Here is an 11,804-nt window from a genome sequence, read left to right as displayed (position 1 = left end):
CATTTTGAGCGGTTCACCGTCGCGCCCGAACCGAAGAGGGTGTCTCACGGCTTTTCAAAGCCGGCGCAGGCTGGTAAAACGGTCTCTTTCCATAAAACAGATGAGAGGGTGGAGATGGACAATCCGATCCGTGTGGCCGTGATGGGCTGTAATGGTCGTATGGGCAAGGTGCTGCTGGAAGCCATCACCAACGCCGAGGGCGTGGTGGTCGGGGCGGCGCTGGAGCGACCTGGCTCTGCCGTGATCGGGCTGGATGCCGGTGAGCTCAACGGTCTGGGCAAGCTGGGTGTGATGATCAGCGACAGCCTGGACAAGGTTCGGGATGAGTTTGATCTCATCATCGACTTCACCCGTCCCGAGGTGACCCTGGCCAACCTGGCCTTTGCCCTGGCCCACAACAAGCAGATGGTGATCGGCACCACAGGTTTTGATGACGCAGGCAAGGCGGCGCTGAAAGAGGCGGGCAAGCAGATCGGCATCGTCTTCGCCTCCAACTACTCGGTCGGCGTCAACCTGGTGTTCAAGCTGCTGGAGCAGGCCGCCAAGGTGATGGGGGATTACACCGACATCGAGATCATCGAAGGACATCACAGACACAAGGTGGATGCACCGTCCGGCACAGCGCTTTCCATGGGGGAAGTGGTGGCCAAAACCCTGGGCCGCGATCTCAAGGAGTGCGCCGTCTATGGCCGTGAAGGGATCACCGGCGAGCGGGATCGCAACACCATCGGCTTTGCCACCATTCGTGCCGGCGATCTGGTGGGGGAGCACACCGTCATGTTTGCCGACATCGGCGAGCGGGTGGAGATCAGTCACAAGGCCTCCAGCCGCCTCACTTTCGCCAATGGCGCTGTGCGCGCGGGCAAGTGGCTTGGCCAGCAGGGTGCCGGTCTTTACGACATGCAGGATGTACTCAGTCTGAAATAAGCTGCCTGACGCTCTGGGTGTCATCGCTCCCCCTGCGAGGGGCACCCACTGCCTTGCCAAACCCCGGTTCGCCGGGGTTTTTCGTATTTTCTTGTATAAATGGTGATTACGCCGCGTTTTTTCATCCAAACCATTCAAACCACCTCTTTCTAGAACGGTGGCCTGGCCCCCTTCTGTCAAATGTCATCAAAGCGTAACGAGATTGGGCCTCTACACCCCCTGCGGTCGCATTTTTTCACATGTCACAAAAAAGACTAAAAATTCAAAACAAGAAAAACGTTTTCTATTTTTGCAAGTCACTTATCTGTCATTAAATGACTCTTTTTCTGTCTGGTTAGTTTTTTTTATAAATCACATTTGCTTGTTTTTAAAGGGTTAAATGTTGGTTTTTGTGCTTTGATCGGCACAAGGTGCCACTTTTGTCGCGGGTTCTGGCTTTTCTTTTGCTGGAGGGGGTTGCAAAGCGATTGAGTGCATAGATAATGGGTAATGTTGCTTGTTTATTGAATTTAGATGCATTTAAAACGAGAAAAGACGTTGAAATGCGATCATTTTTAAGTAGAATGCGCCCAATTTGCCAGAAATCTGCCGGGTTTGAGCCCTGTTTCAAACAGCGTCCGGACCCGCAACACCCAGGTAAATTGCTGAATTTAAAGCTAAATAACTGGAGGTTGTCTTGAATCACACTGCATTGCTAGTGCTGGAAGATGGAACTGTGTTCAAAGGCGTGTCGATAGGCGCCGAGGGATGTTCCGTTGGTGAAGTGGTTTTCAATACGTCGATGACGGGCTATCAGGAAATCCTTACCGATCCCTCTTATTCCCGTCAGATAGTCACCCTCACTTACCCCCATATAGGCAACACCGGCACCAACAGCGAAGATGAAGAGTCCAGTCAAATCCATGCACAGGGATTGATCATCCGGGACCTTCCGATACTTGCCTCCAATTTCCGCAATCAGCAATCCCTCTCCGATTACCTCAAGTCTCACAACATCGTTGGCATCGCCGACATCGACACCCGCAAACTGACTCGCATTCTGCGCGAGAAAGGCGCCCAGGCTGGCTGCATCCTGACGGGCAAGCAAGTTGATGAGGCATATGCCCTCGAACAGGCCCGCGCCTTCCCCGGTTTGAAGGGGATGGACTTGGCCAAAGAGGTCACGGTTGGCGAGGCGTACAACTGGACCGAAGGTAGCTGGCAGCTTGGCAAGGGGCATGTCACCCCAGCGGCCGATGAACTCAAATACCACGTGGTAGCCTACGACTTTGGCGTCAAGCGCAACATTTTGCGGATGCTGGTGGATCGTGGTTGTCGTCTGACGGTAGTACCGGCCAAGACCCCGGCCGCCGAGGTGCTGGCGATGAACCCCGATGGCATCTTCCTCTCCAACGGCCCCGGTGACCCCGAGCCGTGTGACTATGCCATCGAGGCCATCAAGGCTTTCCTCAACACCAACACGCCGGTATTTGGCATCTGCCTGGGTCACCAGCTGCTGGGTCTGGCCTCCGGCGCCAAGACCATCAAGATGAAGTTCGGTCACCACGGTGCCAACCATCCGGTGAAGAGCCTGGATGACAATACCGTCATGATCACCGCCCAAAACCATGGCTTTGCAGTGGACGAGAGCTCACTGCCGGATTGCCTGCGCCCCACCCACGTCTCTCTGTTTGATGGGTCCTTGCAAGGCATCCACCGCACCGACCGTCCGGCCTTCAGCTTCCAGGGTCACCCCGAAGCGAGCCCGGGCCCGCACGACTGTGCCGGTCTGTTCGACCACTTTATTGAATTGATCAAGCAGTATCGCGCTTAAGAGGAAAAGAGAAGCCATGCCAAAACGTAACGACCTACAGAGCATCCTGATCCTCGGCGCCGGCCCCATCGTCATCGGTCAGGCCTGCGAATTTGACTACTCCGGCGCCCAGGCCTGCAAAGCCCTGCGCGAGGAGGGCTACCGCGTCATTCTGGTGAACTCCAACCCGGCCACCATCATGACCGACCCCGAGATGGCCGATGCCACTTACATAGAGCCCATCACCTGGGAAGTGGTACGCGAGATCATCAAGAAAGAGCGCCCGGATGCCGTGCTGCCCACCATGGGTGGCCAGACTGCATTGAACTGCGCGCTGGATCTGGAAAAGCATGGCGTGCTGGCCGAGTTCGGTGTCGAGATGATCGGTGCCACCGCCGACGCCATCGACAAGGCCGAAGATCGCCGTCGCTTTGACATCGCCATGAAGAGCATTGGCCTCGAGTGCCCGCGCGCCGGCATCGCCCACAACATGGAAGAGGCGTGGGGCGTGCAGCAGATGGTCGGCTTCCCCTGCATCATCCGTCCCTCCTTTACCATGGGTGGCTCGGGCGGCGGCATTGCCTACAACACCGAAGAGTTCGTCGAGATCTGCGAGCGCGGTCTGGACTTGTCGCCGACCAAGGAGCTGCTCATCGATGAGTCGCTGATCGGCTGGAAAGAGTACGAGATGGAAGTGGTGCGGGATCGCAACGACAACTGCATCATCGTCTGCACCATCGAAAACTTCGACCCCATGGGCATCCACACCGGTGACTCCATCACGGTCGCGCCAGCCCAGACGCTGACCGACAAGGAGTTCCAGATCATGCGCAACGCCTCCATGGCGATACTGCGCGAGATCGGCGTCGAGACCGGCGGCTCCAACGTCCAGTTCGGCATCAACCCGAAAGATGGCCGCATGGTCATCATAGAGATGAACCCGCGGGTGTCCCGCTCCTCAGCACTGGCCTCCAAGGCGACCGGTTTCCCCATCGCCAAGATCGCCGCCAAGCTTGCCATTGGTTATACCCTGGACGAGCTGATGAACGACATCACAGGCGGTCGTACCCCGGCCTCCTTCGAGCCGGCCATCGACTACGTGGTCACCAAGGTGCCGCGCTTCAACTTTGAAAAGTTCGCCGGTGCCAACGACCGCCTGACTACCCAGATGAAATCCGTCGGCGAAGTGATGGCCATTGGCCGCAACTTCCAGGAGTCCCTGCACAAAGCGCTGCGCAGTCTCGAGACGGGCAAGACCGGCTTCGACCCCATGGTTGACCTCAATGCCCCGGACTCATTGACCCGCATCCGCCACGAGCTGCAGGATGCCGGCTGCGACCGCATCTGGTACATCGCCGATGCGTTTCGCGCCGGTCTCTCCATGGACGGCATCTTCAAACTGACCAAGATTGACCCTTGGTTCCTAGTGCAGATAGAAGATCTCATCAAGCTGGAAGAGCAGGTGAGAGAGCGCGGCATGGCCGGTCTTGATGCCGACTTCCTGCGCGCCCTCAAGCGCAAGGGCTTCGCAGACGCGCGCCTGGCCAAGATCCTCGGCGTGGCCGAGGGCGAGGTGCGCAAGTTACGTGCCCGCCACAACATATTCCCTGTCTACAAGCGGGTCGATACCTGCGCGGCCGAGTTCGCCACCAACACCGCCTACATGTATTCGAGCTATGACGAAGAGTGCGAGGCCAACCCGACCAATCGTGACAAGATCATGATCATCGGCGGCGGCCCGAACCGTATCGGTCAGGGCATCGAGTTTGACTACTGCTGCGTGCACGCGGCACTGGCCCTGCGTGAAGACGGTTACGAGACCATCATGGTCAACTGCAACCCGGAGACCGTCTCCACCGATTACGACACCTCCGACCGCCTCTACTTCGAGCCGGTGACCCTGGAAGATGTGCTGGAAATCGTGCGCATCGAGAAACCCAAGGGCGTCATCGTGCAGTACGGCGGCCAGACCCCGCTCAAACTTGCACGGGCATTGGAAGCGAACGGCGTGCCGATCATCGGTACCAGCCCGGATGCCATCGACCGCGCCGAAGACCGCGAGCGCTTCCAGTCAGCCGTTGAGCGTCTGGGCCTCAAGCAGCCGGAAAACGGCACAGTCACCAACCTGGAGCAGGCTGTGCTGACCGCCGAGCGGATCACTTACCCGCTGGTGGTGCGCCCCTCCTATGTGCTGGGTGGCCGCGCCATGGAGATCGTCTATGACGAGACCGACCTGCGTCGCTACTTCGCCGAGGCGGTGAGCGTTTCCAACGAATCGCCGGTACTGCTGGACCGCTTCCTGGACGATGCCACCGAGCTGGACGTGGATGCCATCTGCGACGGCACCGATGTGGTTATCGGCGGCATCATGGAGCATATCGAGCAGGCCGGTATCCACTCCGGTGACTCCGGCTGCTCCCTGCCACCTTATACCTTGTCCAAGAAAATTCAGGACGAGATCCGCGAGCAGGTGCGCAAGCTGGCACTGGAACTCGGTGTGGTCGGCCTGATGAACGTGCAGTTTGCGGTCAAGGGCGATGACATCTACCTCATCGAAGTGAACCCGCGTGCTGCCCGTACCGTGCCCTTCGTCTCCAAGGCGACCGGTGCGCCGCTGGCCAAGATTGCCGCCCGCGTCATGGCCGGCCAGAGCCTGAAAGATCAGGGCTTTACCACCGAAATCATCCCGCCTTACTACTCGGTGAAAGAGGTGGTTCTGCCGTTCGCCAAGTTCCCTGGGGTTGACCCGCTGCTGGGGCCAGAGATGCGCTCTACCGGTGAGGTGATGGGGGTGGGCAGCAGCTTTGCCGAGGCCTATGCCAAGGCCCAGCTGGGTGCCAGCCATGCGGTGCCGAAAGAGGGTCGCGCGCTCTTGTCGGTGCGTCACAGCGACAAGGCGCTGGTGGTCGATTTGGCTGCCAAGCTGCTGGAGCTGGGCTACGAGCTGGATGCCACCCACGGCACCGCAGTGGCATTGGGGGAGGCGAGCATCAACCCGCGCCTGGTCAACAAGGTGCACGAGGGTCGCCCGCACATTCTCGACCGCATCAAGAATGGCGAGTACACCTACATCGTCAACACCGCCGAAGGGCGAGTGGCGATCCAGGACTCCAAGCAGTTGCGCCGCGCCGCCTTGCAGCACAAGGTGGCTTACACCACCACCATGAATGAGGCGTTTGCCACCTGCATGGCCATCAGCATGGATGCCACTGCCAACGTCAACTCGGTGCAGGAGCTGCATCAAAAGGTGAAAAACCGCTAAGGATTGCGTAACAAGGGTAGGGGAGTCTTTCTCTCCTTCTTTGCACAACACTTGCGAACCCTGAAAAACCCCGCCAGCGATGGTGGGGTTTCTGTTTTTTGGCGTCAGCACTGAGTAAAGAGTATTGGCCTGATTTCACATGGATAGGGATAGATAATCCCTTAAAGTTAACTAAATATGACAATAATTGCGCAATGTTCGATTTATACCGCAATCTTTGCAATCACTCACCCGACCCGCCTCTATATACTGGTTTCTCATCACATAAGGTCGTCTGCGCCTGCAACAGCGGGGTGCGAGGATCAGGGCCAGTTGCTTATCCGGTAGCCGAGGCCGTCCCCTTTTACCCAGAGGGGCCACAGGAAACCGGTTGTGGGGTTACCACCTGCGCAACCGTCAGGGCCAGCGTTACCGCGCAAGCCAGCTTCCCCCTCCTTACCCCGTTTGCTTGCCTGCCCAGTCGCGTCGTTGCTCACCTTCATTGCCCGCAACGGCGCCGCGCCTCAAGGACATCAGCCAAGGGAATCTGAATATGAGCTTCGATCATCGCAAATACCGCCCCGCCCCCGTTATTGCACTGGCGGACCGTCAATGGCCCAACCAGGTGATGACGCGGGCGCCGCTCTGGTGCGCCGTGGACTTGCGCGACGGCAATCAGGCGCTGGTCGAACCCATGACGGTGGCCCAGAAGCTGCAAATGTGGGCGCTCATGGTCCATGTCGGTTTCAAGCATATAGAGGTGGGGTTCCCCGCCGCCTCCCAGCCTGATTTCGACTTCGTGCGCGAGCTTATTGAGCGCAATCTCATTCCCGATGACGTCACCATACAGGTGCTGGTGCAGGCCCGCGAAGATCTGATCGCCCGCACCTTTGAATCGCTCAAGGGGGCCAAACGCGCCATCGTCCACGTCTACAACTCGGTCAACCCGACCCAGCGCAACTATGTGTTCAACTCAGGGAAGGAGGGGGTCAAGGCCATCGCCGTGCAGGGCGCGCGCTGGGTGCGCGACCATGCGGCGCGCAACTCTGGCACAGAGTGGAGCTTTCAGTATTCGCCGGAGAGTTTCAGCAGCACAGAGGTGGAGTTCGCGGTAGAGGTGTGCGACGCCGTCATCGACGAGTGGCGCCCTGCTGGCCGCCCCATGATCCTCAACCTCCCTGCCACGGTCGAGGTGAGCACTCCCAATGTGTTCGCGGATCAGGTGGAGTGGTTCTGCCGCCACCTCAAGGCGCGCCCCGAGGTGAGCATCTCCATCCACACACACAACGACAGAGGCTGCGGGGTGGCCGCCGCCGAGCTGGCTGTGCTGGCGGGGGCCGATCGCATCGAGGGCACCCTGCTTGGCAACGGCGAGCGCACCGGCAACATGGACATAGTCACCATGGCCATGAACCTCTACAGCCAGGGGATTGATCCCGAGCTGGATCTCTCCGACATGGACGCCATAGTCGCGACCGTGGGGGCCTGCACCCAGATAGCCCTGCACCCGCGCCACCCCTACGCGGGCGAGCTGGTCTACACGGCGTTTTCCGGCAGCCACCAGGATGCGATTCGCAAATCTCTGGCGGCTGAGAAACCCGATGCCTACTGGGACGTGGCCTATCTGCCCATCGATCCCGCAGACCTTGGCCGCAGCTACGAGGCGGTGATCCGCATCAACAGCCAGTCCGGCAAGGGGGGCGTCACCTATCTGCTGGAGCGCGACCTTGGCCTGCAACTGCCGCGCTGGCTGCAAATCGACTTCAGCCGTCGGGTCCAGGCACAGGCCGAGGCAAGCAGCAGCGAAATTAGCCCGGAACAGATCCGTGCCCTGTTCGAGCAGCATTACCTCGAGCCGGTACACGGCTATCGCATCGGTCGCTTCCAGCTTGGTCACGACAGTCAGGAGAGTCTGCGCCTCGAGTTGCAGACTCCGAACGGCACCTTGCACCTGAGCGGCGAAGGGGAGGGGGCCATCACTGCGCTGGTCAACGGCTGGGAGCGCCAGACCGGGATGCACATCGACGTGCTCGATTATTCGGAACATGCCCTCACCGCCGGCACAGAATCTCGCGCCGCCGCCTATGTGCTGCTCAGCGTCGATGGCCAGCGCATGTGCGGGGTCGCCATCGGCCGCGACGTGGTCAATGCCTCCCTGCAGGCGGTGATCAATGGTGCGGCGCAAATTGAGGCCCTGCGCCAAACGGCTTGAGTGCATGTCGCCAAAGAGCCCATCCGCTTGCAGCAGCCCCGCCCATCCGGCGGGGCTGCTCGATTGCGCCAGCGGGTGGTGCGTCAAGGCATCTGCGCCTTCAGATCCGCCTGTCAATCCTCTACAATAAGCGCCTGTTTGCGTTCGGAGCCGCTCCGTTCGCGTGACTCTCGTGTGCCGGGCGCCCAGCGCCTTGCCCCTGCATCGGAAGCCTTGATGATATTTTCCTCACCCCTTGTTCCCACTCGGCTCGCCATCCTGCCTCTCTTTGCAATCCTGTTGCTTGCCGGGTGTGCCAGCGACCCGACGGCGCCCAAGCAAGATGTCGCCATGAGCGCCCAGCAGGCCAAACAACCTATCGCTATGCAGCCACGCAAACCGGCAGACATGAAGAGCCGCATAGTGCGGTTCTTGCCGCGTCAGGTGCCAGACAAGCAGGGCTGGGCCAATGATGTGGTGACGGCACTCTCGACGCAGGGAGTGACGGTAAGCGATCACAATGTCTGCACTGTGCTGGCGGTGGCCGAACAGGAGGCCACCTATCAGGCCGACCCTGTGGTGCCGGGCCTTGGCAAGATTGCCTGGAAGGAGATAAATGCCCGCGCCGCCAAGCTGCTGATCCCTGAATTCGTGGTGCGCACGGCCCTTGGCATCAAGTCCCCCACCGGCAAGAGCTATGCCGAGCGCATCGACAAGCTTCGCACCGAGCGGGAGATGAGCGAGATCTTCGAGGACATGATCAGCATGGTGCCCATGGGCAAGACGCTGTTTGGCAACCTCAACCCGGTGCATACCGGCGGCCCCATGCAGGTGAGCATCGCCTTTGCCGAGGCAAATACCCGTGGCTACCCCTATCCCGTCAAGGATTCCATTCGCCATGAGGTGTTCAGCCGTCGTGGCGGTATCTGGTTCGGCACCAGGCACCTGTTTGGCTATCCCGCCGACTACCCGGATACCCTCTATCGCTTCGCCGACTTCAATGCGGGCTGGTACGCCAGCCGCAACGCAGCCTTCCAGGCTGCCGTCAGCCGACTGAGCGGCAAAACCCTGGCGCTGGATGGTGATCTTGTCCGCTATGACTCAGACTTGCCGGGCAAGACTGAGCAGGCTGTCTATACCCTCGCCAGTCGGGTCAATATGAGCAAGCAGGCGATCCACCAGAGCCTGCGCAAAGGGGATACCGCCGAATTTGCCCAGACCGACCTCTATCACAGGGTCTTTACCCTGGCCGACAAGCAGGCCGGCAAGCGGCAACCCCGCGCCATCCTGCCCGGCATTCAGCTCAAGAGCCCCAAGATCACCCGCAACCTGACCACCGCCTGGTTTGCCAAGCGAGTGGATGACAGGGAGCAAGCTTGCGTGAAACGGCTGGGATCCTTGTAATCGAAATAACAAAGGCGGCCAGTGGCCGCCTTTGTTCACTGTGTTTTGACCATCGTGCTGGTCAGGGTTGGCAGATGCCAGGTTCCTCCCAATGTAATCATGCGACAGCTTCCGGTGGTGCTTTGCTCGCTTTGCACGAAGGTTTTGCCATTCCATACCCAGCTCTCGAAAGAGAAACAGTCTCCTATCCCGCGCCCCTTGTGTGAGGCCCTCAGTTCACCCGAACCATAACCGTTTGCATCTGTGTTGATGAGTGTTGCACTGCCGATATCAAGGTCTGCGTCTATCAGGATGAATGCTGAACCATCGTTGTAAGCGGCGAGCCAGCAGGGGAGTTGTACCAAGGTTCGGTCCATGTTCAGGGTGTAGAGCATGCCACCTTCCTGATTCTCATAGGCCATGGGACAAGTGTCTTTATCGACTTGCTGCTTTAGCCACTCGCCTATGCTCTGGATCTCTGGTTTTGTGAGTGGACGAGATAGGTTATCTGCGGCAACGGCGCCTGCGTGGATCACGGGAGCTGCCAATGCGGGAGGCACGGTTGTGGCTGGTAGTGTGCCCTTTTTAGTCAGGGCTGTACTGGTATTGAGACGGCCTTGGAATTCATCCATTTTGAGAAAAATGGCGTAGGCTCCGGCCCCGGATAGCGGTTCCTGGTGCTTGCTCCATTTAAATACCACCTTCCCAGCCCCCTTGATTGCCTGAATGATCGCTGTGGTTTGGTGTTGGCTAAACGGAATCCGCTCTTTTACGGTGCCGAGCACCTTGCCATTGATGCGCAGTGTGATCAAACCATCAGCGGGGGCTCCTGGAGTCTGTTCATCAACCTCTGAGATGGCAAGCTCGGCATGCAGTGCGCCCTTGGCTCCTGCCTCTCGTGTAAGCAGAACCGATATTCCACCAGCTTCTGCGCTGTAACCTGCGGCTCGGCATGTGCCTGTGTTGTCACAGGCGAGCTCCCAGTCCTTGTGTTGAAAAGAGACCCCTTCAGAAAACGAGCCGAGTGCAGAGGCCAGCAGTGTCGTGATGATCATGAGATGGTTCCAGAAGCATTGGGCCGATCAGGATAGCATTTTGGACGGTTTAAATTGAATCCTGTTGTGGGCTGACTTAACTGTACCGAGGGGATAGTCCCTCGATCCGCTTAGAAACTCATCGCCAGCCCGACGCCGTAGCCGCTGGTGTTGTGGCTGAACAAATAGCGGGCTACCAGCCGGGTGCGGGTCACTATGATGTCGTACTTGCTGCTGTCGAGTTCTATCCCGAGCCCCAGCGAGTTGAGGGAGTTGAAACCGAGCAGGCCCCTTTGTTCGCCAAGATATTCGGTGCGAGCCCCTTCCATCACGTAGCGCAGCGGCTTGTCCAGCAGTGTGAGATTGCCGATGGGGGCGCGGCGGCGCAGGTAGAGGCCGAGGTTCTCCGCATTGGCCTGACCGGTTACGCTGGCCGAGGTGCCGCCAAAGCTTTGTAGATGCTGGTAGGAGTAGCGCAGCTCAACGTCGATATCCTGCTGTGCAGAGAAGAGTTCATAGTCGAGCATCAGGGCGCCACCCAGGCCGTAGACATCGAGCCTGCCGCCATCGAGAAAGTCGAGGTTCTTGCCTGTGTATTGGCCCAGCAGCCAGTTGCCGATGCGCAGATCGCTTGCCACAGTGCCCAGCGTGACGTTGCCGATGGGGCGCAATACCCAGTTGCCGCCGTGACGATCCTGATGCAGATGAAGATCCCAGCCGATGCCACCCGTGGCGGTGAGACTGTTCCATCGGGTGGGGATAGTGCGACTCTCGCTGCCGTTGCTCACCACGAATTTGGGATCGTAGCGGCTAAAACCCAGGGTCCCTTCCAGATAGACGGGCACACTCTCGCTCATGGTGGCGCCGCCGCCCATCTGGGTCATGTTGAGCGCCGACGACGCAGTTGTGCTGGTGTTGCTGCCGATGTCGAGGTTGCTGGCTGTGATGTCGGGCACCACAGTGAAGGTCATCAGCGACACCACTGCGTTGGCACGTTTTTGTATTAGTGACGACTCTTCAGCCATGGTGCCATGGCTGAGCAAGGGGGTGATCAGCAGGGGCAGGGTAGTGTGAAGGGTAGTGTGTGTGGGCATGCCTTGTTCCCCCGAAGCCGGTTGTGATGATGCGCCGTTTGACTGTAGCGACTTTTTCTCATCTTGGCAGCCCAAGGGTGAGCCGGTTGAAGCTTATACATCGCAGAGCCGGAGTGCTCGTCCAACCCTTGTCCTGCCATTC

7 protein-coding genes are annotated in these 11,804 nt (G+C 59.1%); 5 read left to right on the top strand and 2 right to left on the bottom strand.

All coding sequences use genetic code 11. From position 1 onward, the window contains the following. Positions 1–114 precede the first annotated feature (114 nt). The 5 genes from dapB to GWQ31_RS15770 all read left to right on the top strand — a co-directional run bounded on the left by dapB (position 115) and on the right by GWQ31_RS15770 (position 9,555). Positions 115–927, top strand: a complete 813-nt coding sequence (gene dapB / locus GWQ31_RS15790; protein WP_087755431.1) for a 4-hydroxy-tetrahydrodipicolinate reductase — start codon at positions 115–117, stop codon at positions 925–927. 676 nt (positions 928–1,603) lie between these two features. Beyond that, a complete protein-coding gene (carA, locus tag GWQ31_RS15785) occupies positions 1,604–2,740 on the top strand; it encodes a glutamine-hydrolyzing carbamoyl-phosphate synthase small subunit (RefSeq protein ID WP_219615506.1) in 1,137 nt (378 codons plus the stop codon). A gap of 16 nt (positions 2,741–2,756) precedes the next feature. Continuing rightward, the gene (gene carB / locus GWQ31_RS15780; RefSeq protein ID WP_275909750.1) at positions 2,757–5,981 is read left to right on the top strand and encodes a carbamoyl-phosphate synthase large subunit; all 3,225 of its coding nucleotides are present in this window, start codon (positions 2,757–2,759) and stop codon (positions 5,979–5,981) included. A gap of 532 nt (positions 5,982–6,513) precedes the next feature. Continuing rightward, the gene (leuA, locus tag GWQ31_RS15775) at positions 6,514–8,172 is read left to right on the top strand and encodes a 2-isopropylmalate synthase (RefSeq protein WP_275909749.1); all 1,659 of its coding nucleotides are present in this window, start codon (positions 6,514–6,516) and stop codon (positions 8,170–8,172) included. Positions 8,173–8,388: 216 nt separating this feature from the next. Further along, positions 8,389–9,555, top strand: coding sequence for a DUF1615 family protein (locus GWQ31_RS15770; RefSeq protein WP_275909748.1), 1,167 nt, complete (start codon positions 8,389–8,391; stop codon positions 9,553–9,555). 35 nt (positions 9,556–9,590) lie between these two features. Here the strand turns inward: GWQ31_RS15770 and GWQ31_RS15765 are convergent, their stop codons facing one another. Together GWQ31_RS15765 and GWQ31_RS15760 are read right to left on the bottom strand one after the other, a co-directional pair. Further along, positions 9,591–10,589: a DUF1176 domain-containing protein gene (locus tag GWQ31_RS15765; protein ID WP_275909747.1), complete on the bottom strand. Its 999-nt coding sequence runs from the start codon at positions 10,587–10,589 to the stop codon at positions 9,591–9,593. 110 nt (positions 10,590–10,699) lie between these two features. After that, entirely contained in the window at positions 10,700–11,662 is a 963-nt protein-coding gene (locus GWQ31_RS15760) for a hypothetical protein (protein WP_275909746.1), read from the bottom strand. Between the last annotated feature and the right edge of the window lie 142 nt (positions 11,663–11,804).

Source organism: Aeromonas sp. 2MA4 (genome assembly GCF_029237305.1).
In the GTDB taxonomy this organism is placed as follows: Bacteria; Pseudomonadota; Gammaproteobacteria; order Enterobacterales; family Aeromonadaceae; genus Aeromonas; species Aeromonas salmonicida.
Note: the sequence above shows the minus strand (reverse complement) of the source record. Positions and strands in the feature narration are given on the sequence as shown.

What these genes read in the sequence shown, in the direction of transcription:
- dapB (WP_087755431.1), top strand. Translation starts at nt 115, where the DNA reads ATGGACAATCCGATCCGTGTGGCCGTGATGGGCTGTAATGGTCGTATG.
- carB (WP_275909750.1), top strand. Translation starts at nt 2,757, where the DNA reads ATGCCAAAACGTAACGACCTACAGAGCATCCTGATCCTCGGCGCCGGC.
- leuA (WP_275909749.1), top strand. Translation starts at nt 6,514, where the DNA reads ATGAGCTTCGATCATCGCAAATACCGCCCCGCCCCCGTTATTGCACTG.
- GWQ31_RS15770 (WP_275909748.1), top strand. Translation starts at nt 8,389, where the DNA reads ATGATATTTTCCTCACCCCTTGTTCCCACTCGGCTCGCCATCCTGCCT.
- GWQ31_RS15765 (WP_275909747.1), bottom strand. Translation starts at nt 10,589, where the DNA reads ATGATCATCACGACACTGCTGGCCTCTGCACTCGGCTCGTTTTCTGAA.
- GWQ31_RS15760 (WP_275909746.1), bottom strand. Translation starts at nt 11,662, where the DNA reads ATGCCCACACACACTACCCTTCACACTACCCTGCCCCTGCTGATCACC.